The sequence below is a fragment of the Kitasatospora sp. NPDC092286 genome, from assembly GCF_044755565.1.
In the GTDB taxonomy this organism is placed as follows: domain Bacteria; phylum Actinomycetota; class Actinomycetes; order Streptomycetales; family Streptomycetaceae; genus Kitasatospora.
On the sequence record NZ_JBIVRD010000011.1, the window covers coordinates 67,838 to 89,478 of the forward strand.

Here is a 21,641-nt window from a genome sequence, read left to right on the forward strand (position 1 = left end):
ACCTCTCGAACTGGCCGCATCGGCGTCCCTGCTCCACTAGCCTGCTTGGGGTGATGGAAGCGACTCACGACGCCCGAAGTGGCGCGCGCTACAGCGAGATCGCGGAGGATCTGGCGGTTCTCGGCCGGGCTTTCGGGCTGGGTGAGGTGCGGGAGTGCCGCTTCCTGTCGGACGGCTTGATGAACGGGAACTGGCGGCTGGATACGGCCGAGGGCTCGTTCGCGTTAAAGCGGATCATGGATGTGCCACTGTCGCTGGCTCGCCGGAACCTGGCTGCGCTGGCGGAGCTGGCCGACGACGGCCTGCCAGTGGGTAGGGCGCGGGTTTCCTCGGCTGGGGACGCGGTGGTCGATGTCGCCGGCCGCGGGTACTGCCTGCTTCCGTGGATGGAGGGGAGCCATCTACCGGGTACGGCGCTTTCGGTTGGGCAGGCCGGTGACCTCGGCGTTCTCCTCGGGCAGGTCCATCGGCGCTTGAACGGTGAGCGGCCGGCCGGCCTGCTGCCACCGGGGCCAGAGCAGGTGACCGTCTCGGTGACCACGCCCGCCGAGGCTCACCAGGAGACGGATCGCTTCCTCGCCCTGATCGCGGGACTGGAGAGCCGGACGGCGTTCGACGTCGAGGCTGCATCGGCGCTGGCTGAGCGCAAGGTGCTGCTGGAGACGTACGGGCATGAGCACCCGGCCGGCGAGGTGGCGATCGGCCCGGTGGGGTGGACGCACGGTGACGTGCAGCACCGGAACGTGCTGTGGCAGGACGGCGAGATCGTCGGGGTGATCGACTGGGACCGGATCCGGGTCCGGCCGTTCGGCGAGGAGGTCGCCCGCACCGCCACGGTGCAGTTCGGCGGTGAGGACGGCTTCCTCGATCTGGAGCTGACGTCCGCGTTCGTGGCCGGCTACCGGTCGGTGGTGCCGCTTCCCGTGCCGGCGCTGGCGGACGCGGTGGACCGGCTGTGGTGGAAGCGCATGTCGGACTACTGGCAGCTGGTCTTCCACTACGACCGCGACGACCACTCCTTCGACCACCTGTTCCTGCCCGCCGAGCGCTTCCTGGCCTGGTGGACGGAGCGGCGCGAGGACGTGCAGGAGGCGTTCGCGGCTATGCCCTGAGTGGTGTCCGGTCGCTACGCGCTGACCGGTCACCGGGCGGCGGGTCCCCGGAGGCCCTCCGGCTGTATCAGAGCGAGACTGTTCGTTGTGATCTTGCGCAGCGTTCATGGCCGTTCGGCTGGCTCCGGCGGAGGCATCTCGATACGGCGATTCATCGATGGCGATTCGGCCGAGGAGCTCACCATGCTCCTGCACCGCGCGTACGCCGCCCATGCAGCGGCTGGCAGGGTCTTCTTCGCGTCGTATCAGTCCGTGCAGGACACGGCTACCCGGGTGGGGAGGGGGGAGTGCTGGCTCGCCTTCCGGGGTGCTGAGCTGGTCGGGTCGGTGACAGTGGCCGCGCCGTACACGGGGTATCCAGCACCAGCCGATGCGGGCTCGTTCTGGCAGCTCGCGGTGGATCCCGTGTGTCAGGGGACAGGCCTCGGGCACCGGCTGCTGACCGTGGCGGAGGACCGCATCCTCGCTCTCGGGGCCGCGGAAGCAGTCATCGATACGTCGGCCGAGGCCACTGAGCTGGTCGCTTGGTACCGCCGGCGGGGGTACGTCCCCGTGGGGACGTGGCGGTGGGGTGTGACCAACTACGAGAGCGTGGTCCTGCTGAAAGACCTTGCCGCAGCCGGACGAGAGCGGTGAGAACGTGCGGTCGGTGCCTCCCCAACAAAGGCACCGACCGCAGGTCAGCGGCCGACGCTACTGGCCGAGGACTCGGGCAGCGTCCTGACCGGCGATGGTGAGGGCCTCGTCGAGGGCCTCGGGGCGGCGTCCGCCGGCACTGGCGACGGGGCCCGTGCCGCCGGCTCCGCCACCGACCGTGCGGGCAGCCGGGCTGAGGATCTGGCTGGCGTGGGTGCCGGTGTCGTGAAGGCTGCGGGTGATCGCGGCGGCGAGGAGGGCCTTGCCGCCGTGCTCGGTGCAGAGGACGACGACGGCGCGGTCGCCGTTGAGGAGGTCGGCGGTATTGGTGGCCAGGGTGCGGAGTTCGTCCGGGCTGAGGCCGGTGAGCTTCTCGGTGAGGATCCTGCCACCGGGAACGGTGCGGGCGGAGGCCGCGAGCTGCTGGGCTCGGGTGTGCAGCTCGGCATCGCGGATGCGGGCGAGTTCCTGCTGCGCGGTGGTGAGGGCTTCGAGGCGCTTGCGGAGGGTGTCGGGGGCGTCCTGGGGGCGGGTGCCGAGGAGGGTGGAGAGTTCTTCAAGGAGGCGGCGTTCGGTGTCGTAGTGGGTGAGAGCGTCGCGGCCGGTAAGGGCTTCGATGCGACGCAGGTTGGATCCGATGGAGGCTTCGCCGAGGATGCGGACGGGGCCGGCGCCCGCGCCGTGGCCGATGTGGGTGCCGCCGCAGAGTTCGCGGGAGAAGTCGCCGATGTCGACGATGCGGACGTGGTCGCCGTACTTCTCGCCGAACAGGGCGGTGGCTCCGGCGGCCTCGGCTTCGGAGCGGGTGGCGTGCCAGATGCGGATTTCGGGGTCGTCGAGGAGGTGGTCGTTGACGAGGGTCTCGATGGCGGCGAGCTGGGTGCGGTCGAGGGCGGAGAAGTGGGCGAAGTCGAAGCGGAGGCGGCCCGCGTCGACTAGCGAGCCGTGTTGGCGGGCGTGGTCGCCGAGGGTGCGGCGGAGCATGGCGTGCAGGACGTGGGTGGCGGAGTGGGAGCGGGCGACCGCGTCGCGCCGTGGGCCGTCGACGAGGGCTTCGGCCTGTTCGCCGGTGCGGATCTCGCCCTCGCGGATGCGGACGGTATGGACGTGGAAGCCCTCCAGACCGAGCTTGGTGTCCAGAACGTCCAGGAGCGTACCGGAGGCGGTGCGGATGGTGCCGGTGTCGCCGACCTGGCCGCCGGATTCGGCGTAGAACGGGCTGCGGTCCAGGACCAGTTCGACGGTGCTGCCCTGGTCGGCGCCGGGCACGACGGTGCCGTCCGCGATGAGGCCGAGGATGGTGGCTTCGGTGTCGAGGCGGTCGTAGCCGACGAAGTCGGTGCGGCCGTGGCGGGAGGACAGTTCGCGGTAGGCGTCCTGGCGGCGCAGGGCTTCGGCGGTCTTTGCCTTGCCGCCGGTCTTGGCGCGCTTCTGCTGTTCGGCGAGCAGGGTGGTGAAGCGGTCCTCGTCGACGCTCAACCCGGCGTCGCGGGCGGCCTCGATGGTCAGCTCGACGGGGAAGCCGTAGGTGTCGTGCAGTTCGAAGGCGGTATCGCCGGTGAGGGTGGTGGAGCGGCCCTCGCGGCTGCGGGTGATGGCGGCGTTCAGCAGCCGGGTGCCCTGGGTGAGGGTGCGGGTGAAGGACTCCTCCTCGGCGGTGACGACCTGCTCGATGAGGGAGGCCTGACCCACCAGTTCGGGCCAGACGTCGCCGAGGTTGGCGATGACGCTGGCGGTGGCCGGGGCGAGGACGGGCTGGTCGATGCCGAGCAGGCGGGCGTGGCGGATCGCGCGGCGCATCAGACGGCGCAGGACGTAGCCGCGGCCGTCCTTGGCGGGCAGGACACCGTCGGCGATGAGGTAGGCGATGGAGCGGGCGTGCTCGGTGACGACCTGGAAGGAGACCTTCTCCTCGCCGCCGGGGCCGTTGCCGGGGTAGTCGCGGCCGGCGAGTTCCTGGACGGCGGTGAGGGTGGGCAGGAGCAGGTCGGTGCCGCAGACGTTCTCGACGTCCTGAAGGATCGCGGCGAGGCGGTCCAGGCCGAGGCCGGTGTCGATGCTCTGCCGGGCGAGGTCGCCGAGGATGGGGAAGGTGCCGTTGTCGTCGTCCTCGCCACGCAGGGACTGCATGAAGACGAGATTCCAGATCTCGACGTAGCGTTCGCCGTCGACGGCCGGTCCGCCCTCGCGGCCGAAGGCCGGACCCCGGTCGTAGTTGAGCTCGGAGGAGGGGCCGCAGGGCCCGGGGACGCCCATGTCCCAGAAGTTGTCCGCGCCGAGGCGCTGGATCCGATCGGCGGGAACTCCGATCTTGCGCCAGAGCTGCTCGGCCTCGTCGTCGTCCTGGTAGACCGTGATCCAGAGGCGCTCCTTCTCCAAGTTGTAGCCCTGGGTGAGGAGTTCCCAGGCGTAGGCGATGGCGTCGGCCTTGAAGTAGTCGCCGAAGGAGAAGTTGCCCATCATCTCGAAGAACGTGGCGTGCCGGTTGGTGCGGCCGACGTTGTCGATGTCGGAGGTGCGGGCGCACTTCTGGATGGTGGTGGCGCGGGGGTACTCCGGGGTGACCTCGCCCAGGAAGTAGGGCTTGAACTGGTTCATGCCGGCGTTGGCCAGCAGCAGGGTCGGGTCGGAGGGGATGAGCGGGCTGGACGGGACGTGGCGGTGGCCGCGCGAGGTGAAGAAGTCCAGGAAGGTGGAGCGGATCTGCGTCGAGCGCATGGCGGTATGGCCCTCACGGAAGAGTCGCGGAGAGATGTGGGGTGATCACACGCCGAGCCGGGCCGAGAACGAGGACTGAGTGGTTCTCAGTTCTCCAGCTCGGCGCAGATAGCTCGCGCCCCCACGGTGTAGACCATGACTCCGGTATCCGTCGCTCTGAGGTGGCGCAGCCGACATGGGACGCAACGGTCCGCTGCGACTGCGCCACCAACAGTAGCGGGTCCGGGGTCAAGATCGCTTGGAGTTGTCCTCCTGTCGGCCGATGCCGACCAGGAGCGGCAGGACGAAGGCGGCGTGGTCAGCGCGGGGCATCACGAGGTGAGCTCCGGCCCGGGTGAGCGCTTCGGGCCCGGCGAAGCCCCAGCCGGCGCCGACGGCGGTGACGCCCGCGACGTGCGCGGCGTGGATGTCGGTCTCGGTGTCGCCGACGAAGATGCCCGCTCTCGGGGTGACGTCGAGCCGGTCGAGGGCGAGCAGTACGCCGTCGGGGGCGGGCTTGGGCTGGGCGTCCTCGTAGCAGACGACCGTGTCCAGCTGGTCGAGGATGTCCTGTGGCAGAAGCCAGTTGACCCGTTCGCGGCTTCGCAGGGTGACGACCCCGGTTCCGACTCCGGCCTCGCGGAGCGCCGCGAGGGTTTCGGCAACGTACGGGAACACCTCGGCGGTGAGGGTGGCGGTGGCGCTCGCCGCCGCCCAACCGTCCTCGTTGATCGGCCCGTCCAACCCGAGGTCGGAGAGGACGTACTCGCGAGGGGTGGTCGCGGCGGCGGGCGGGAGGTCAGCGACCGTGACGCGCCTACCGAGAGCGGTAGTCGCGTAGCCCGCCGGGGTGGCGAGTTGGGCGGCCCGGCTGTCGACGAGGACGCCGTCGAGGTCGAAGAGCACGGCCCGCTTCACGCGGCACCACCCGTCCGGGGCGTCGGCAGGTCGGCCTCGGTGAGCAGGGAGTGCAGGGTGACGCGGTGGTCGGCGAGCAGAGCCCGGCCGCCGAGCGGGCGTTCCAGGACGCACAGGGCGTGGGTGACCGGTCCGCCCGTCATCCGCAGGATGCGTGCCATGTGGAGCAGTTGGCTCCCGGAGCGGACCACGTCGTCGACGAGTACGGTGCGGCGGCCGTCGATGGCGAGGCCCTCGACCTGGTGTCGCGAGCCGTAGCTCTTGGGCTTGCGGCGCACGAAGACTGCGGGCAGGCCGGTGGCGGCGGACAGCGCCACGACGAGGGGGACGCCGCCGAGTTCGATGCCGGCGAGCACCTGGGCGTCGTCGGGGACGAGGTAGGCCAGGGCGGCGGCGGTGTCGCGCAGGAGCGCGGGTTCGGAGGACATCCGGTACTCGTCGAAGTAGGCGTCGAGCTGTGTGCCGTTGGCGAGCTTGAACGGGGCGTCGACGCAGGCGGTTTCGGCGAGCCGGGCGGCGAGGCCGGCCGGCGGGGTGCGGGTGGTCATGCTCCTCCGATCGGGGCGGTGTCGAGCGTGGCGAGGTGGGCGCGGAAGGCGTCGGCGGACTCCGCGGTGGCGAGGAAGCCGAGCGGCCGGGTCGGGGCCTCGTACAGCCAGCGCTCCTCGCGCAGGAAGGCGAGCAGCCGAAGTGCTGCCGGTCCGGCGACACAGACCGGGACGGGCCGGATGACGGTCGCGTAGTAGAGGGCGGCGGTCAGCTCGTGGAGGGTGCCGACTCCGCCGCCCATGGCGACGATCAGGTCGGCGTTCTCCAGGTAGTGGTTGAGCCGGGCACCGGGGTCGGGCAGGTGCACGGACAGGGTGGTGTGCGGGTTGAACGCGCCCCACTCGTCGTGCTTGCCGATCAGCGTGACGGCAGTGACCGTGGCTCCCTGGCCTCCGGCTCCACGGGCGGCGGCCTCCATCAGCCCGTTGTAGCCGCCGTGCAGGAGCTGGTACCCGGCCTGGGCCAAGCTCCGGCCGATCTCCTCGGCCAGCGTCTCCTCCTCGTGCGAGGTGGGGACGACGCCGCCGAAGAAGACGGCGCTCAGGCCCTCGCGGGCCCGGCTGGCGGCCGGGCCCGCGAGGTGGAGTGCGTTCACACCAGCTCCTGGTAGGTGCGGTAGGCGGCGACAGCGTCCCGCAGACCGTCGAGCGCCTGCGGGCAGGCCCGCTCCGTCAGGGCGAGCACCCGCTCGATCGCCTCGGTGACGTCGGCCGCCTCCGGGACGGCCGGGCCGCCGATCGCCGCATCCAGGTCGCCCAGGCAGGCCCGGCCGATCGGGGTGACGGCGATCTCCTCGCGCAGCTGGTACCAGCCCCAGTACCGCGAGGCCGGGGCCAGGGCCGTCTTGATCAGGTCCTTCGTCGCCGTGTGCAGTCGGTGCCACTCGGAGTACGCCACGAACCGCTGGCCGCGCCGGATCCGCTTGTGCAGGAGCACGGCCAGCACCAGGTGCTCGATCAGCAGCTCGGTGCAGGAGCGCGGCCGGGCGGCGAAGGCGGCGACGAAGCTCTCGGCCGCCGCGATGTCCGACGCGGCAACCGGTCCGGACCGGCGGTCGAGGAGGACGGCGGTGCTGACCATCGCCTGCAGCCGCGGGATCCGGGAGGCCGGTGCGACGTAGAGGTCGATCTGGTGGAGCTTCCCCTCGTCCGGGACGAGGAAGACCATCCCGACTCCACCGAGGTCGGCGACGATCGTGTCGCGCCAGCCGGGCAGCAGGGCGCCGGCCTCGACGGGCATCAGGGTGTCCAGCGCCTCGACGAAGGCCGGGAGTTGGGCGTCGTGGACGCCGACGACGAAGTCGACGTCGGACAGGCGGTCGGCGGTGCCGTGGGCCAAGGAGCCGCGGACCATCAGGTGGGTCACCGACAGGGAGGTGGCCAGGATGTCGGCGAGCTTCGACAGCAGCGGCAGCTGTGCGGGCCGGTTGGCCTGGGTGATCGCCGCCAGTTGCAGGGTGGGCATGCGCTTCTTCCTTCCGGGCGTGGGTGCGGGCTGGGATCAGGCGGGGAGGGCGAGCAGGCGGCGCTTGGCGGTCTCCCAGCGCGTCGCGGCCTCCATGTCGCCGAGGGAGGTGTGCAGTTCGGCGATCAGGTCGTACGCCGTGCCCTCCGGCAGGGCGTAGGTGTAGAAGAGCCGCAGCAGCATCCGCTCGGCCGCCTCCGTGTAGCCGAGGGTGGCCATGTTGCGGGCGCTCTCCAGCCGCTCCGCGAGGACCGTCTGGTCGGCGACGGGCAACGGCTCCGCGACCGTCGGGCTGAGCGCCGGCCGGCGGGCCAGGTGCCGGTAGGCGCCGTCGGCGTACACGTCGGCGATCAAGTGGATCCGGTCGGGGCCGAGCAGGTTGCACACCCCGTGGGCGTACGTCGGGGTGAGCCGCCAGATCCGCCCGCCGGCCATATGCACCTTGGTGCCACCGGTGACCAGGAACGCCGAGGTGTTGGTGTGCAGCGGGACGTGCAGCCGGTGCCGCTCGACCTGGTGGAGCTCGTCGTAGTCGCGGTGCTCCCAGAGGAAGGCGTTGCCCTCCAGCCGGGCCAGCCGCACCCCCATGAAGTTCAGGCCGAGGTCGGCCAGGAACGCGGCGGTGGCCGGCATCCGCCCCAGCAGGTCGGTCGGCTTGGCGGCGCAGTCGCCGATCGTCACGTCGGCGGCGTCGCCGGAGGCGTTCATCAGCGAGGTGGTCCACCAGCCGCCGGACTGGTAGGCGCCGTACTCCGCCTTCCACGGCGCCTGGGCGGTCAGGGCCTCGTGGCGCATCCGCTCCAGATGGGCGGAGTCCACGGCGTCCAGCTGGGCGATCTGCCCGGCCAGAGCGATCAGGGTGCTGTCCATCGGTTCCCTCCCGGGCCGGCTCACTGCATGGCGAGCCGGAATGCACGTGGTGCTGGATGGGGTCGATCGGGCGCCGGTCCCAGCGCCCTTGATCTCACGCTTCGCTGTCGACGATGCACGGACAGCGAAGCGGCGTTCAGGATGGCGGCGCCGGGTGCGGCACCGATACGACACGGCTGCCGTCGCCATCCCGTCGCCTTGAGGGCGGTGAGACCGGCGTCATGGCGGTGTGCGTCATGACTGCCGTCATGGCCGCCGCCATCTGGTCCGGTACGGCCTCGAACGGGTTTCCTGTCGAGGAACCATGGCTATCGTCAGAGCAGACGAACGGGGACGGAGATGATCCGCGGTGGCTGAAACTCCCACACTCCTAAGGGTTTTGACGCTTCAGCGACACTGGCAGGTCTACGAGACCTTCCGCCTTCGGTTCGAGGCGACGGCGAACTCGGCCGCCGAGCAGGAACGCGACCCCCGGCTCCGGGGACTGTCGGTCTCCAAGCGGCAGTTCGAGCGCTGGTACGGCGGAGCGGTGAAGACCCGCCCCTACCCGGACCAGTGCCGGGTGCTGGAGGCCATGTTCGGCGTCGGCGTCGACCAACTCCTCGCCCCCGCACCGGCCGGCCCCGCGCACGCCAGCACCACCTCGTTCGTCGTCCCGCCACCACGGCCGGTCCCTGTCCTCCTCCCACCCGAGCAGGCAGCGGCACTGCCTGCCGGTGGCCCGTCCAGCAGCGAACCCCGCTTCGACGCGGGCACCACGGAATTGGAAAGGCAGGTCATGATGGCGGCTCGTCGCGCACTTCGGTTCACCGCGATGGCGGAGGGCAGCAGCATCGGCTCGGAGACCCTGGGCCAGATCCACGACGAGGTACGGCGATTGACCGCCGCCTACCCGAAACTGGCACTGCCGACCCTGCTCGGCGACCTGGTCGAGGTCCAGGACCTCACCTTCCGGCTGCTGGAACACGGCCGCGTAAAGCCGTTGCAGGCCCGGGAGCTGTACCTGCTCGCCGGGATCACCTCCGGCATGCTCGCCAAGGCCAGCCACGACCTCGGCAACCCGAGCGCCGCGATGATGCAGGCCCGTACCGCCTTCGTCTGCGCCGACAACGCCGACCACCACGCCATGCGTGCCTGGGTACGCTCGCTCCAGTCGCTCATCTCCTACTGGGCCGGCCGCCCCGGCGAGGCCGCCAAGTACGCGGCCCTCGGGCAGAGCGTGGCTGGCGACGTCCACGGCACCACCGGCGTCTGGCTGGCCTGCCTCTCCGCCCGCGCCCACTCCCTCCTCGGCGACGGCGAGGCCACCCGTGCGGCCATCCAGCAGGCCGAGGGCGCCCGCGCGACCGTCGAACCCGACGACCTCGACGCCTTCGGCGGCATCATGACCTTCCCGGTGCCCCGCCAGCTGTACTACGTCGCCGAGGCCACCGTGCAGCTCGGCCAGGACGCCGCGCTCGGCGAGAGCCAGTCCGAAGCGGCCGTCGCCGCCTACCGCAGCGCCTCCGAGGACGAGTGGGCCTTCGGCGACCAGGCCGGCGCCCAGACCGACCTCGCACTGGCCCGCATCGCCCGCGGCGAGATCGAGGGCGCCGCCGAGGCTGTCCGTCCGGTTCTCGACCTCCCCGTCGAGCAGCGGAACTTCGGCATCGTGAGCAGCGCCCAGCGCGTCCACGCCGCCCTGCACGGCGACGGCCGCCGCAGCGGCAGCGGCGCGGCGGCCGGTCTGCGCGAGGAGATCGAGGCCTTCACCGCCACCCCGACCTCGGTCCTCGTCCGGTGACCCCGCGGATAGGCTCCGCAGCCATGACCCCAGTTCACCTGACCGGCCCCAACCTGGCACTGCGCGAGGTCGAAGCCGAGGACACCGACGACCTCCTGGCCATCTACGGCGATCCCGAGGCCACCCGCCACCTCAGCTTCGAACCCCGCACCCGCCAGCAGGTCGAGGCGATCACCGCCCGCTCCATCGCCTCCGCGCACGCCACCCCGCGCGACGAGTACTGCCTCGCCGTCACCCTCCTCGGCGAACACCGGCTGATCGGCTACGCGCGCCTGGCCACCGAGCCTCAGCAGGCCGCCACCATCGGCTTCGCCCTCCACCAGGCCGCGTGGGGCAAGGGCCACGGCACCGAGACCGTCCACCTGCTGTGCGCGCTCGGCTTCAACGTCCTCGGCCTGCACCGCATCTGGGCCGCCCGCTCCCCGCTCAACGAAGCCTCCGCACGCACCCTCCTGCGCGCCGGAATGACCGAGGACGGACGCATCCGCGACCACGTCTTCGTCCACGGAGCCTGGCGCGACTCGATCACCTACTCGATCCTGGAACACGAGTGGGCGCCGATCGACGGAGTGGGCTCCGACGGAGCTGCCGAAGCCGACGGCGGACACAGTCCGGGCAGGTGATCCCATGCTGCCCGAGCCACACATCGTGATCCCCGGCATCGCCGGGTTCGCCCGCGGCGACGTACCCGACCCGCCCGCGACCGACGACGGCAACACCTGGGTCGACGGCTTCTGCTGGCTGTACTGCGGCCAGCAGTGGACCCGTGTCCTGTGGATCGGCCCCGCTCACGTCGCCGGCGCCCAGGCACCCATGTACGCCTGCGAACCCTGCATCCGCGAACTCCAGGAACGGGTCTGGCGCTCGATCCTGCTCAACGACGAGCCGCCCTGCTCGACCCAGCCCACCCCGCAGGGCGGAGGCTCCCGGGCAGCTACAAGGCGCCCGGGGCGGCACCGCCGTTCGCGCTGGTCGCTGATCCCCCGGTAGCGCCTGCCGCCGGACGGACGCGCCGGTCAGCCGACCGGGACCAGCGTGCCGAGGCCCAGCCCGATCGGTCGGGTAGCCCGCAGAGCCGCCCGGGCACGGGCCGCTCCGCCACGGGCGACCGCTTCCCCTCCCCCGACAGTGGGCTTGCGCTCGCCGAGGCCGGCGCACGGGCGGCAGATGCCCGGTTGCGGCACGGGGTCGTGGCAGATAGCGCACTCGGCGTAGCGGGCCGCTGTGGGGCGGGCAGGGGCTGGAACAGGCGGCATCTTGTGCTCCAGGCGGTAGCGGACCACCGATGCTGCCGAGTGAAGCGGGATGGGAAGGCCAGGCAGCAGAGCCTGGGCGAGGTCAGCGTCGCTCGCGCCGCGCTCCAGCCACTGGGCGACCAGCGGGGCGAGCTTCCGGGCCTCGGCCTCACCGAGGCGCAGGCGCGGTTCGGGGCGGATTGCCCGGAAGAGCATGGCAACCGCCGCACGGACCTGCTCGTCCGGCAGCGGGGCAGCCTCATCGGCTTCCTGCCGCTCATCCTCCCGCCCGCCCGGTTCCTCCACTGCGTCGTCGGCCACCTGGCCGTCGACGCGGTCGGCAGGGAGGGTGGGTTCTTTCACCAGGTCCTTTACAAGGGCGTCAGCACCGCCGGTGGTCGCTTCACCGGCGACCGGACGGGTGGCACCCGGCACCGCGAGCTGCGGGGTGTCGTAGACGTGGGTCTCGGTGATGATCGTGCCGTCGGCCATGCGGATCTTCTCGACCCGGTAGAAGCCGGCGTCGGTCAGCTCCTTCAGAGCCTTGCGGATCGCGCCGCGTCCCTGGGGGCTGGTGTCGGCCATGTGCCGACCGTCCTCGCGCCAGCCGTCGGGCCGGGAGAGGAGGTCCGCGAGCAGGCCGCGGGCGGTGTAGGAGAGCCGTCGGTACTGCAGGACGGCGTTGGGCAGCACGGTGAAGTTGCGCACGTGGGCGCTACGATGGACGCGCATCGGGAGGTTGAGACTCCTGTTGCCGGACCCCGGAGCGTTGGCGCGCTGCCGGGGTCGCCTATTTTCGATTGGACCACGGAACGTAGCACACACGCCGTTCGAAGATCGACACGATCGGCGAGCGATCAGCATCACACTCGATCCGGCTCAACTCGATCTCCAAACGGCAAAGGTGAAAGTCCAGTTGGTGTTCCCACCGCCCGCCATCTCACGGTTCGACGGTAAGGACCCCGGAGTGTTCCACGGGTATGGACGTTTACCGAGAAGCCACTGTTCAGTTTCTGAACAGGGCGACCGTTCAGAAACTGAACAGCCCCGTCGTTCGGACTCTGAACAGAACTATCGATTCGCCCGGTGAACACGGCGGCCGTTCATCGAGAGAACAGCACACCCGTTCACTCGGCGAACGACGGCACCGGACAAGCGGTCTGGGTCTTCATGGAGGACGGCGCAATGCTCGGGCCCGCCAGGCCGGGGTGGGATCGCTCCCACCCCGGCCTGGTAAGTGGCGATTACCGCTTGGGGCGATACGGCCCGGACACTGGCGGCGCCGGTGGCGTGGGCGGTGGGCCGGTTGTGCCCGCTGCGGGGTCGATGGTGCGACGGGTGGAGGTCCTGGACAGGGCTGCGCGGGTGCGCAGTTCGTCCTGGGGGGCTGCCAGCGCCGGAGCGGGTAGGCCCGCGTCGCGGCGGATGCGCCAGGTGAGCACGGCGGCGGGCGAGTCCGCAGTGGCCAGTTCGCGTCGTCCGGCCGCGTGGGTGAGCAGGACGGTCGGGTCGTGGCCGGCCGCTTCGGCCTGGGCGAGGGTGGCGGCGAGGGCTGCCCAGTTGTCCTCGGCGAGCAGGCGGGTTGCCTGGTCGGCGGGCAGGGTGCGGCGGATGGCGTCGGCCTGCCGGTCTTGGGCGGTCTTCGGGAGGAGCCGGCCTTCGAGGGTCAGGTGGGCGATCGACTTGGCCGCGTGCCGGAAGTAGGCGGCGCGCAGGTGTCCTGCTGCGGCGTGGGCGGCTTCGGCTTGGTGCCGGTGGCCTTGGGCGGCATGCCACTTGGCGATCACGATCACGAGCAGCACGAGGCTGGAGAGGATCGTGGCGGCGGCCGTGCCGTCCTCGCCGCGGCCGGTGCTGGGGCCGGCGTAGAGGATTTCGCGGGCGGCGGAGCGCATCGTGCGCAGGTCGGTGTCGGCTGCGCGGGTGTGGGCGATGCGGGTGTACTCCAGGGCCCGTGCGGCCTGGTTGATCTCCTTCCTGCTGAGGGTCGGGCTGGTGGCGGCGAGCGTGTCGAGGACTTCGAGGCCGCCTCGGATCACCGCCTCTGCGCGGGCGGCATCGTGCTCGTCATCGAAGGCCGGGTAGGCGAGTTCGACAGTGGTGCTGGCCCGATGGCGGCCGATGGCGGTCCGGGTGGTGCTTTCGGGCGCGGGGTGGGTGGGCTGGTCGATGCCGGCGGTGAAGCGGGCGCGGATCTTGGGTTGGGTGAGGTCGGAGGCGAGCTTGCTCCCCGAGAACCAGAGCGGCTCAGTCTCGTCGTCGGCGGTGAGCGCGAACTTGTAGCCGGTCACGTCGCCGGACGGCGCCCGGCGCACGCCGAGGAGCACGCCCTTCGCGGCGAGCCGAGCGGTGAACTCCTCCTCGTCCGCGGCCCCGGCAAGCGCCTGGCGGACGGCGGTACGCAGGCGGTCACGGTCGGTGCCTTCCCGGCCGAGGCGCTGGGCCTTGCGCAGTTCGGCGCCCTTGGCACGCTTGGGGATCGCGTTCCGGTACTCGCGGGTCCGGGTGTCGGAGAGGTCCTTGAGCCCGTACTGGCGCTCGATCTTGGTGAGTTCGTCCTCGACGCGGTACTGGTCTCCCCAGATTTCGGCCTGGGTGAGGTCGGCGCGGATCATCGTGGCCAGGATGTGGATGTGGTCGTCGGCATGGCGAACGGCCACCCAGCGGCAACCGTCTTCGTCGCCATCGGGGGCGATGCCGGCGGCGGCCACGACCCGGCGGGCGATGTCGCCCCATTCCTCGTCGGTCAGGATCCGGTCGATGGGGGCAGCGCGGACCGGTCGGTGGTAGACGTGCTTCTCGAACTTCCTCTTCGCCTGGTAGCGGACGACGTGGAGGTCGAGGGCATCCCTCAGCTGTTCCAGGGTCGCCGCCGGGTCGCGCCCCGGGTCCGGCGCGAAGCCGTCCCAGGACGCGACGATGTGCGGGTCGGTGTGCTCGTAGGTCTTACCCGGCCCGTACAGGTACTGCAGCGCGCCAAGGGTGTTGCTGCCACGAACCGGCTTGCTGATCAACTGCGACCGGCCTTCGCCTTCGCCAGCCGCATCCCCGTACGGTCGATGTCCGCCACCGCTTCGCGCACCGCGACGGACAGCACCGTCCCGGCGATGAAGACGTCGCGGACCGGACCGGGTTCCGGGGCGATACCCATGTGGCCCTGGTGCGCGATCTGGTTGATGTTCCGGGCCATGCCCGCGAGCTGCTTACGGGTCTCGGCCAGCTCGTCGATCGCCGCGTCCAGCTGCTCGTCTTGGGAGTCGGCGAGGCTGCCGTCTTCGGCCAGGGCCTTGCGGGCGATGTAGGCGGAGACCGAGATGCCCCGCTCGCCAGCATGCTGGCGGAGGACCGCGGCTTCGTCGGGGTTGAAGCGGACCGTGATCTTGGCGTTCTTCAGGTTCGCGGCATCGCGCGTACGGCGCTTGGGCTTTCGACGCTTCGCGGCGATCTCGGTAGCGCGCAGCGGGCGCGGGGCAGCGGGCGATGCTGCGAGGGTGTCGGGCTTCTCCTCTCCCTGTGCCGCGCCCTCGCAGTACTGGGTCGGTGTTGCCGCGTGCGCCCTCGCGCGCGGCAACACCGGTCGGCCCTCGCCCCCTTGGGCGGGGGCCTCCGGCTGCGACCGTCCGTAGGACGGGCGCAGCCACTTGCTTGCTCCGCTGTCGGCCTGCGGGCGGTCGGCCTCGTTGCGGTCGACGGAGTCGATGGCGCCTGCCGGGTGCGGACACGCTGTGGGTCGGATGTCGGTCAGGGGATGGTCCTCGGGTACGGGGGTGTGTGGGAAGCGGAGGCAGTATCCGCGCAGGTTCCGGCTTGGCGGTGCCGAACATCGTTGGTAGGGGCTGGCGGCCCCTCGGTATCGGGAACCGCGCGGTCGACGGGAGAGCGGCCGGTCCCGTCCGGTCAGGAATCGACCGCAGGCGGAACCGGCGAGCGGGGAGACTTCCGCGCATCGGCAGAAGTCGTGGTGACCGACCGGACCGGGCCGGTCGGTCACCACCGTCCGGTCAGTCGACCGGCGGGTGCTGGCGGACCTGATCGTCGGGGAACTCCTTGCGGAGTTCGTCCATCAAAGCCGTGAAGCGCGTACTGCCGAGCGGCAGGTTGGCCTCGCGGACCGCGCGCTCGACGACCGGACGGCTGGGACGCCCGTGCGCCCGGACCGCCGGACGGCTGACCTCCAGCAGCCGGTCCATCGACGCACCCGGAGGCCGCCCGGTCCGCCGCGTCCGGACCTCCTCGCCGTCGTCCGAACGGTGACCGTCCGCCGGCTTCTCGGGGCCAGGCAGTTCCGCCGCCCCCTCCGCCTGGAGACCGTCCGTCCCGGCGGACGGCTGGCCGTCGGCATCACGTGGCGCCGAACCCGGTCCGGTCACGACCGGACCGTCCGGCTCATCGACGGCCGGCGGCAGGGGGTCGGCAGAAGTCCCGCCGGACGGTCCGCCATCAGCAACCGGACCGTCCGGGATGTGCCGGGCGATGAGGATGTAGAGGTGGACCGCCCCGCCGAGGGCTATCGGCGAGAGCGTGGCGAGCACGCCGACCGCAGCGTCCCCGAGCCGGAGCTGGCCGCCGTCGTCGAGCACGTGGTTGAGCCGGACCGCGTGCAGGGCGTTCGCCCACACGCTCGCCGCCGTCGCTCCGGCGAACAGCAGCCAGGCGTAGGCCCGGGCGGTCCAGGGAGCGGCGCGCAGAACGAGCAGGGCGCGCACGCCGTAGGCGATGAAGCCGTCGAGGGTGAACGGGAAGACGTACGTCAGCGGTCCGCGTACGTGGATCGCGACGGCCATCTGCTGGAGGGCGTCGAAGGACAGGGCGAAGCCGGCCAGGCCGATCAAGGCGACGGCGAGGCGGTCCCAGAAGGTGGCACGGGGACGGGAGACAACAAGGGGGCTGAGCCGGACGGCTGCGTCGGCGGTGGGCAACACCGTACGCTGGAGCACGCGGGTTCCTTCCTCGGTGCGCTCGGGCTGCAACCCTGCACCGGGGTCGATCGTCGTGGATGGGCGGTTTTGGGGACCTTTCAGGCCCTCGGCGTTGGTAGCGCCGGGGGCCTTCGCCGTCTCCGCGAGCAGAGACCCCAGGCGATGCACTTTGCATCGACTTGCGATCCTATGCGGATCACCCTATAGTCGACCTCGCTCTCATGCAAATGCCATCACTCATCGATGCGAGGTGAATCGAATGTCCGAGCAGCCGGCCACTCCGGAAAGCCCACCGCCGCCGCCCTCGCTGAGCGAGGAACACGCCGCCGAACGGGTCCGCCTGGAGCGCGAGTACCTGGGGTGGAGCACGGGCGAACTCGCGAAGCGGATGACTGCTGCCGGCTACCCGATGAACCAGTCCTCCGTCTGGCGGATCGAGAGCGGCGAGCCCCGCCGCCGGATCAACCTCGACGAGGCGATCGGCTTCGCCAAGGTCTTCGACCTGCCGCTGGAGGAATTCCTCGGCCCGCCCGAGTCCTCCTCCGACAAGCACATCACCCAGCTCACCACTGAGGTGGTCGCCAGATACCGCTTCCTGCTCGACCTCATGCAGAGCACCAGCTCGGTGTTCAAGGCCGTCGACCAGTACAACGCGATGCTCCCCCAGCACGCCCAGGAGCTGAACGACCGCATCGCCCGCGCCATCGCCGAGGAGAACCGCCGCCGCGGCCCCGTCCGCGAGAGCCCCATGGTCTTCCTGCGCTACCCGGCCTTCCAGCAGGCCGAGAAGCCGTCGGACGCCGCCGCGCAGGAGTAGTCACCGGCCGATCCACGACGCGACCATGATCGTTCTTCGGAGCGAGCCGGACCCCGTCTACAGTCCCCACTGCACCACGGAAGCGCCACTTGGCGCGGCCGGGAAGCAGAGCTAACGTCACACCCCACGCGGCCACCGACCGCACGAACCGCCCATCCACGACGATCGACCCCGGTGCAGGGTTGCAGCCCACCAGCCACCGAGGAAGGAACCGCGTGCCGCCCACCAAGCGCCGCACCACCACCGCTCCCCGCACGGCGACCAGGCCTTCACCACGGCCGGCCTCTTCGGCCTTCGCCCTCGGAGCGCCCAGACCGGTCTGACGGTCCTCCCCAGCCGCCGCCTGCGCGCACAGGACTCCACTCTGCCCGCTCTACGACGCAGCTTTTCCGCCGCACCCGACGTCTGTCGCGTGGTCCGGCTTCACGACGACGCCCAGCAGCCGGCGCGTCTCTCCGCTCCCGGCTTGGAGCGAACACCACCCCAACACCACCCACATCGTCATCGGCCCCTTCGCGCTGCCCGCCAGGGAACCGACCCCGGACAGGAGACCCATGCCCATCACCGCCGTAGCGCGGAATCCCCACGTCACCATCCCGTCCGCACCGGTTCACGGCGCACGCGAGCAATGCGCTGTAGCCACCCCTCCACCTGCTGGGCAGTTCCACACTGGTCGACGGGTCGGCAACCGGCCCGAGTCACTGCCGAATTGGCGCCTGACGGACACCACGGAGGAGATCGCCGAGGCGGTCGCCCGCGCCTTCGGCGGTGTGCCGATGACTGACGGCGCCCTCGCCGACCTAATCACTACTTCGCCCGTGCTGCCGATCGTTCTCGACAGCGCGGACTCCGTCACGACCCAGTTCCGGCTGTGGGGCCCGAAGGGGCTGATCCACCACTGCGACGGGGAGCGATTCTTGTCTCCCTCCGACCGGCACGGAACGGTGTGTGGCTGCCCTACTGCACCAGACGAACGAGCCGCGCTCGCCAAGGCCCTGCAAGCCCCTCAACCGGACACCACGGTGAGCTTCCGGCTCGCCGGGCACCGGTACCTCGGTCGGTTCGAGTTCCGGTCACCTTCGCGGTTGTTCGCCGACTCGGCGGCCGAGGTCCGTGCCCAGCTCGCTGAGGCTGTGGGCGAAACCCGCTGTGAACTGGCTCTCGAACTGATCACTGTTCCGGCCACCGGCGGCATCGAGCTTTCTTTTCGGACACCTCGGCTGACAGTCGTGCGGCCCTCTGCTCAGTAGGGCCCCACGGCGTGGGAGTCGACCTGGTGTGCTGCTGCGACCGCCTGGTCGTGTCGATACGGGAGAATGCGATCACCGTATCTCCACAAAACCAGAGGATCCGCAGTGCAGCCGTACCAGCCGCCGTCCGCTCATCCCCATCAGCGCACCCCGAGGAACCGACTGGTACGGATCGCTCTGCTGATCTTCCTTCCCCCGATCGCCGCCGTGATGACGTGGCGGTCGCGCCGCGTGCACGTCGTCGCCAAGGTGCTGCTCACCGTGTGGTGCGTGTTCATGTCGCTCTTCTGGATTGGGACGATCACCGGCCCGGCCAAGAAGGACACCCCGGCCCCCGTCATCACCACCGCCCCGCCGAGCAGCAGTCCGGAGGCGACTCCCAGCGACAGCCCCAGCCCCACGGCCGAGCCCACCACCGCACCGCCCGAGCCGTTGCCCATCCCCACCCAGGAGAACCCGGCCCCGGCTCAAGAGAACCCGGCTCCGGCTCAGCCCCACCCCACGGCACCGGCCGTCGCCGAGGCTCCGCGACCCGCTGTGACTCCGGCACCCGAGACCGCCCCCAAGTCCGAGCCCACTGCAGCGCCGCCGGCGGCCTACTACAAGAACTGCACGGAAGCAAAGGCTGCCGGCGCCGCTCCGATCTACCGGGGACAGCCGGGCTACCGCCCCGCACTGGACCGGGACGGCGACGGGATCGCCTGCGAGAAGTAGCCACTGATCGCCACCGGCACTCCCACCCGCTGGTCCGCGTCCAGCCTCCTAGACGAGCTGAGCCAGGGATAGAAGGCCCAACGCGCGCGCCATGATGGGCAAGGTGCGCCCACCGTGGTGCCCTACCGCCCCACCGTGGGCGCGGAAATCGCCGGCTGGCAGGGCTGGCGCCCGGGCACCCTGGCTGGATCTCAGCCGGTCGCAAGACATGGCCGTGCCCCCGAACATCTCCGTTCGGGGGCACGGCCTGTTCTGTGTCGACTGCTACAGCTTCCGGCCGCTGCTCTCGTCGGCCGACTCGTTCCGCTTGGCGAACTCGATCTTCACCCGCTCCTGGACAGGTGCCCGTCCGCCACGCTCCTTGGACTTGAAGACGGTGATCCGGTCCACGAACAACTTGATGAACTTCCGGCGCTCGGCAATGTCCGCGCCGTGCCACCAGGAGCCCGGGCCGATCGGGTCCGCCGATGTGTCCTGCGGCAGCCACTCGGCGATGGGGATCACCGGCGTGATGGCCTCCTGCAGCACCGCGATTCGTTCTTCCGCCGCCTCCAACAGGGCCAGCAGTGCGGACTCCTCGCTGAGGAACCGACGCCGGCCGATGTCGCCCCGGTAGCCACCTGCCTTGCGGTCGTCGTACAGCTCCTCGAGCGCCCGCGCAGCGTCGGCCCGCTCCGCGACCAGCATCGACCGCTCCCGGACCCGCTCTGGCTTCTCGTTGGCGACGCCGAATCGACGGGTGGCCTCCGCCAGCACGGCCAGCGCCTCGTGATCGTGCTCGACCTCGCGCAGCAGCGCGAAGACGCTCCTCACCACGTGGTCGTCCAGAGCAGCCTGGCTGATGGTGCAGTCGCCGGCGTGCTGCCCCGGAAGGATCTTGCGGCGACGACACCGGTACGACCGCTTGATCGCGTTGGAGTCCGCGTGCGAGGTCTTCACCGCTCCGCACTCGCAGAACAGCCGGTCCATGGCGGACAACAGGGCTTGACCTCGTGACAGGCCCTTTCCACGCCCTCGGCTGTCGAGCCACTCCTGCAACTCGTACCACTCCTCCGACGGGATGATCGGGTCGTAGATCCGGAGCGGAAGCATCGTCTCGGGGTCGCGCAGGATGCGGTAACTCTCGATCTGGCTCGTCACCTTGCCGTTCTCCGCGACCTTGTACACCGGCACGGCGGCGAACCCGGCTATCCGGGGGTCACGCAGGATGCGCTTGACGGTCTTGGTGTCCCAGGCGCTGTCCTTGGTCAGCTTCCCGTGCGTCGCCCCTCGCGTAGGCACGATGTCCTCGTTGTTCATGCTGTTGACGATCCCGCCCAGCGATCCGGGGTGCCTCCGCCGCTTGGGGTCGTAGGGCTCGTCCTTGTGCCGCTTGATCGTCGCCCACCAGCCACGGATGACCTCGGGCTCGTCCGCGGTGTGCACCAGGGTCTGAATGACGATCGGCTTGCCGTCCGCCGTGAACACGGTCACGGCCTTCAGCTCGAACCCGTACGGGGCCTTGCCCCCGAGGTAGCCGCCGAGTTCGCGCGCGGTGGCCTTGGCCCCGCTGACGGCCATGCTCTTGTTCTTGCTCTCGTTGTGGGACTGGTCGAGCCGCATGAAGATGTGGATCAAATCCACCATGTTGCCTTTGCGGAACTCACCCTCGGTGACGCTGACGATGGTCACGCCGAGGTTCAGCAACTCCACGACGATCGGGATCGCGTCGAGCGGGTCGAGGCGGGACAGCCGACTGATGTAGTAGACGATCAGCAGGTTGATCCGGCCTTCTCGGCACGCCTTCAACAGCTTCTCGAAGTCCGGTCGCTCCACACCGGTGAAGGCGGAGATCCCGAGGTCCTCGAAGTAGCTGATGGACACGGAGTTACGCTTCCGGGCCTCCTCGAAGCCCTTCTCGCGCTGGGTCGTGGTGGACGTCTCGCTCCCGTTCTCCCGCGCGTCGGACTGACGGGCGTAGACGCCGGCGTGAACGTCCATACCGGAGATGACGGCTGATCGACGGCGAGTTCATCCACAAGGACTCGCACGGCGGCGGCGGCCACCTCGGCGGCGGCGACACCCAGTGGATGACGGCCGGCTCCGGCATCCTGCACATCGAGACCCCGCCGGAGTCGCTGGTGCTGACCGGCGGCCTGTTCCACGGCATCCAGCTCTGGGTCAACCTCCCGGCGTCCGACAAGATGACCGCACCGCGCTACCAGGACATCCACGGCGGGCACGTCAAGCTGCTCTCCACCCCGGACGGCGGCGCGATCCTCCGGCTGATCGCCGGTGAGCTGGACGGCCACCAGGGTCCGGGCGCCACCCACACCCCGATCACCCTGCTGCACGCCAGCATCACCCCGGGCGCGCAGGTCACCCTCCCGTGGCGGCCCGACTTCAACGCGCTGGTGTACGTGCTGAACGGCGACGGCACGGTCGGCGCCGAGGGCCGGCCGGTCCACACCGGGCAGGCCGCGGTGTTCGGCGAGGGCGACACCCTGACCATCTCCGCCGACGCCAAGCAGGACTCCCGGCACCCCAACCTGGACGTGATCGTCCTGGGCGGGCAGCCGATCCGGGAGCCGGTCGCCTGGTACGGACCGTTCGTGATGAACAGCCACCGCGAACTGGAGCAGGCCATGCGGGACTTCCAGTCCGGCTCGTTCGGCCACCCGGTCGACTGACCCGGCAC

19 protein-coding genes and 1 pseudogene are annotated in these 21,641 nt (G+C 70.6%); 9 read left to right on the forward strand and 11 right to left on the reverse strand.

Annotation, left to right across the window (positions count from 1 at the left end):
• Positions 1 to 53: 53 nt before the first annotated feature.
• A complete protein-coding gene (locus ACIQIB_RS13580; protein ID WP_363605311.1) occupies positions 54 to 1,112 on the forward strand; it encodes a phosphotransferase in 1,059 nt (352 codons plus the stop codon).
• A gap of 183 nt (positions 1,113 to 1,295) precedes the next feature.
• Positions 1,296 to 1,748, forward strand: a complete 453-nt coding sequence (locus ACIQIB_RS13585) for a GNAT family N-acetyltransferase (RefSeq protein WP_400757940.1) — start codon at positions 1,296 to 1,298, stop codon at positions 1,746 to 1,748.
• 57 nt (positions 1,749 to 1,805) lie between these two features.
• On the opposite strand, the gene alaS is transcribed toward ACIQIB_RS13585, so the two are convergent.
• From alaS to ACIQIB_RS13615, 6 genes are all read right to left on the reverse strand, one after another.
• Complete coding sequence (gene alaS, locus ACIQIB_RS13590; protein WP_400757942.1) at positions 1,806 to 4,466, reverse strand: alanine--tRNA ligase; 2,661 nt, start codon at positions 4,464 to 4,466, stop codon at positions 1,806 to 1,808.
• Between the two features lie 228 nt (positions 4,467 to 4,694).
• Positions 4,695 to 5,363, reverse strand: coding sequence for an HAD family hydrolase (locus ACIQIB_RS13595; RefSeq protein ID WP_400757944.1), 669 nt, complete (start codon positions 5,361 to 5,363; stop codon positions 4,695 to 4,697).
• Positions 5,360 to 5,911 carry an orotate phosphoribosyltransferase gene (locus ACIQIB_RS13600; protein WP_400757946.1) on the reverse strand — a complete coding sequence of 184 codons (552 nt, stop codon included), beginning with the start codon at positions 5,909 to 5,911 and terminating at the stop codon, positions 5,360 to 5,362. The genes ACIQIB_RS13595 and ACIQIB_RS13600 overlap by 4 nt, the downstream gene beginning before the upstream one ends.
• Positions 5,908 to 6,507, reverse strand: a complete 600-nt coding sequence (locus ACIQIB_RS13605) for an LOG family protein (RefSeq protein ID WP_363605306.1) — start codon at positions 6,505 to 6,507, stop codon at positions 5,908 to 5,910. Before ACIQIB_RS13605 ends, ACIQIB_RS13600 begins: the two co-directional genes overlap by 4 nt.
• Positions 6,504 to 7,376 carry a hypothetical protein gene (locus ACIQIB_RS13610; protein WP_363605304.1) on the reverse strand — a complete coding sequence of 291 codons (873 nt, stop codon included), beginning with the start codon at positions 7,374 to 7,376 and terminating at the stop codon, positions 6,504 to 6,506. Before ACIQIB_RS13610 ends, ACIQIB_RS13605 begins: the two co-directional genes overlap by 4 nt.
• A 36-nt stretch (positions 7,377 to 7,412) precedes the next feature.
• Complete coding sequence (locus ACIQIB_RS13615) at positions 7,413 to 8,246, reverse strand: aspartyl/asparaginyl beta-hydroxylase domain-containing protein (RefSeq protein WP_363605302.1); 834 nt, start codon at positions 8,244 to 8,246, stop codon at positions 7,413 to 7,415.
• A 379-nt stretch (positions 8,247 to 8,625) separates the two neighbouring features.
• Here ACIQIB_RS13615 and ACIQIB_RS13620 point away from each other — a divergent pair, with 379 nt between their 5' ends.
• From ACIQIB_RS13620 to ACIQIB_RS13630, 3 genes are read left to right on the forward strand one after another with little or no spacing between them, the layout of a single operon-like run.
• Positions 8,626 to 10,029 (forward strand): hypothetical protein, encoded by a 1,404-nt coding sequence (locus ACIQIB_RS13620; protein WP_363605300.1) that lies wholly within the window; start codon positions 8,626 to 8,628, stop codon positions 10,027 to 10,029.
• Positions 10,030 to 10,052: 23 nt separating this feature from the next.
• Positions 10,053 to 10,652: a GNAT family protein gene (locus ACIQIB_RS13625; RefSeq protein WP_363605299.1), complete on the forward strand. Its 600-nt coding sequence runs from the start codon at positions 10,053 to 10,055 to the stop codon at positions 10,650 to 10,652.
• Between the two features lie 4 nt (positions 10,653 to 10,656).
• Entirely contained in the window at positions 10,657 to 11,019 is a 363-nt protein-coding gene (locus ACIQIB_RS13630; protein WP_363605298.1) for a hypothetical protein, read from the forward strand.
• A 26-nt stretch (positions 11,020 to 11,045) separates the two neighbouring features.
• Here ACIQIB_RS13630 and ACIQIB_RS13635 read toward each other — a convergent pair whose 3' ends face one another.
• From ACIQIB_RS13635 to ACIQIB_RS13650, 4 genes are all read right to left on the reverse strand, one after another.
• A complete protein-coding gene (locus ACIQIB_RS13635) occupies positions 11,046 to 11,996 on the reverse strand; it encodes a hypothetical protein (protein ID WP_363605296.1) in 951 nt (316 codons plus the stop codon).
• 512 nt (positions 11,997 to 12,508) lie between these two features.
• Positions 12,509 to 14,278, reverse strand: a complete 1,770-nt coding sequence (locus ACIQIB_RS13640; protein ID WP_363605295.1) for a relaxase/mobilization nuclease domain-containing protein — start codon at positions 14,276 to 14,278, stop codon at positions 12,509 to 12,511.
• Positions 14,275 to 14,838 (reverse strand): plasmid mobilization protein, encoded by a 564-nt coding sequence (locus ACIQIB_RS13645; protein ID WP_363605294.1) that lies wholly within the window; start codon positions 14,836 to 14,838, stop codon positions 14,275 to 14,277. The genes ACIQIB_RS13640 and ACIQIB_RS13645 overlap by 4 nt, the downstream gene beginning before the upstream one ends.
• 427 nt (positions 14,839 to 15,265) lie before the next feature.
• On the reverse strand, positions 15,266 to 16,201 hold the full coding sequence (locus ACIQIB_RS13650) for a DUF2637 domain-containing protein (protein WP_363605293.1): 936 nt from the start codon (positions 16,199 to 16,201) through the stop codon (positions 15,266 to 15,268).
• A gap of 241 nt (positions 16,202 to 16,442) precedes the next feature.
• Here ACIQIB_RS13650 and ACIQIB_RS13655 point away from each other — a divergent pair, with 241 nt between their 5' ends.
• The 3 genes from ACIQIB_RS13655 to ACIQIB_RS13665 all read left to right on the forward strand — a co-directional run bounded on the left by ACIQIB_RS13655 (position 16,443) and on the right by ACIQIB_RS13665 (position 18,964).
• Positions 16,443 to 17,000 (forward strand): helix-turn-helix domain-containing protein, encoded by a 558-nt coding sequence (locus ACIQIB_RS13655; RefSeq protein WP_400757951.1) that lies wholly within the window; start codon positions 16,443 to 16,445, stop codon positions 16,998 to 17,000.
• 554 nt (positions 17,001 to 17,554) lie between these two features.
• A complete protein-coding gene (locus tag ACIQIB_RS13660) occupies positions 17,555 to 18,250 on the forward strand; it encodes a hypothetical protein (protein ID WP_363605291.1) in 696 nt (231 codons plus the stop codon).
• Between the two features lie 105 nt (positions 18,251 to 18,355).
• Entirely contained in the window at positions 18,356 to 18,964 is a 609-nt protein-coding gene (locus ACIQIB_RS13665) for an excalibur calcium-binding domain-containing protein (RefSeq protein ID WP_363605290.1), read from the forward strand.
• Between the two features lie 264 nt (positions 18,965 to 19,228).
• Here ACIQIB_RS13665 and ACIQIB_RS13670 read toward each other — a convergent pair whose 3' ends face one another.
• Entirely contained in the window at positions 19,229 to 20,944 is a 1,716-nt protein-coding gene (locus ACIQIB_RS13670) for a recombinase family protein (RefSeq protein WP_400757954.1), read from the reverse strand.
• A 14-nt stretch (positions 20,945 to 20,958) separates the two neighbouring features.
• On the opposite strand from ACIQIB_RS13670, the pseudogene ACIQIB_RS13675 reads away from it, so the two are divergent.
• A pseudogene (locus tag ACIQIB_RS13675) lies at positions 20,959 to 21,633 on the forward strand (pirin family protein); the annotation flags it as partial.
• Positions 21,634 to 21,641 lie beyond the last annotated feature (8 nt).

Excerpts from the sequence above, each read along its gene's own strand:
- ACIQIB_RS13610 (WP_363605304.1), bottom strand. The coding sequence starts at position 7,376 with ATGCCCACCCTGCAACTGGCGGCGATCACCCAGGCCAACCGGCCCGCA.
- alaS (WP_400757942.1), bottom strand. The coding sequence starts at position 4,466 with ATGCGCTCGACGCAGATCCGCTCCACCTTCCTGGACTTCTTCACCTCG.
- ACIQIB_RS13580 (WP_363605311.1), top strand. The coding sequence starts at position 54 with ATGGAAGCGACTCACGACGCCCGAAGTGGCGCGCGCTACAGCGAGATC.
- ACIQIB_RS13660 (WP_363605291.1), top strand. The coding sequence starts at position 17,555 with ATGCCCATCACCGCCGTAGCGCGGAATCCCCACGTCACCATCCCGTCC.
- ACIQIB_RS13635 (WP_363605296.1), bottom strand. The coding sequence starts at position 11,996 with ATGCGCGTCCATCGTAGCGCCCACGTGCGCAACTTCACCGTGCTGCCC.
- ACIQIB_RS13630 (WP_363605298.1), top strand. The coding sequence starts at position 10,657 with ATGCTGCCCGAGCCACACATCGTGATCCCCGGCATCGCCGGGTTCGCC.
- ACIQIB_RS13625 (WP_363605299.1), top strand. The coding sequence starts at position 10,053 with ATGACCCCAGTTCACCTGACCGGCCCCAACCTGGCACTGCGCGAGGTC.
- ACIQIB_RS13655 (WP_400757951.1), top strand. The coding sequence starts at position 16,443 with ATGTCCGAGCAGCCGGCCACTCCGGAAAGCCCACCGCCGCCGCCCTCG.
- ACIQIB_RS13615 (WP_363605302.1), bottom strand. The coding sequence starts at position 8,246 with ATGGACAGCACCCTGATCGCTCTGGCCGGGCAGATCGCCCAGCTGGAC.
- ACIQIB_RS13585 (WP_400757940.1), top strand. The coding sequence starts at position 1,296 with ATGCTCCTGCACCGCGCGTACGCCGCCCATGCAGCGGCTGGCAGGGTC.
- ACIQIB_RS13600 (WP_400757946.1), bottom strand. The coding sequence starts at position 5,911 with ATGACCACCCGCACCCCGCCGGCCGGCCTCGCCGCCCGGCTCGCCGAA.
- ACIQIB_RS13670 (WP_400757954.1), bottom strand. The coding sequence starts at position 20,944 with ATGGACGTTCACGCCGGCGTCTACGCCCGTCAGTCCGACGCGCGGGAG.